Raw genomic sequence first — 571 nt, forward strand, 5'->3', positions numbered from 1 at the left:
AGTAGCTGTTGCAACAGAAACAACAAGCGGTGAAATCAATTGAAAGGCCCTTAAAAGCAACAAATAAGCCAGTGCTGTTCCAACAATAGAGATTGTTAAAACATAAAAAATTGACAACGGTTCAATTCGAAAATCAATACGCCAAACTGGATAGAAGATATTACAGGCAATCCCCGCAAGCATCATTCCCCACCCGGTCATATTAAGTGCGCCATATTTATCCAATAATGGCCGAGGGATGATTGAGTAAATAACAACAGCTACAGCAGCGATAAGCCCTGTTACAAGGGCTAGGGGACTGATTGATAAATGTTTGATATTTCCGTCCGTAATCAACAAAAAAACACCTATCATTGCTAAAATGACGAATAAGACCGATTTGGGTTTTGGTACTTGACGTTGAAAAATGAGTAAATAAAGCATAATAAAAACGGGTGCTGTATATTGTAAAATTGTCGCTGTAGCACTATTTGAAAGTTGAATGGCCACATAATAAAAATATTGAACAGAAAATACCCCACCAAAAACATACAAAAAGAGGGTTGGCATATTCTTTTTTGATTTCCAGACA

1 protein-coding gene is annotated in these 571 nt (G+C 37.0%); it reads right to left on the reverse strand.

Annotated elements, in window-relative coordinates; translation table 11 throughout:
* A partial coding sequence (locus BABA_RS12860; protein WP_007085625.1) for a DMT family transporter occupies positions 1-571 on the reverse strand: 571 nt, incomplete at both ends.

The organism is Neobacillus bataviensis LMG 21833, from assembly GCF_000307875.1.
Lineage (GTDB): Bacteria > Bacillota > Bacilli > Bacillales > Cytobacillaceae > Neobacillus > Neobacillus bataviensis.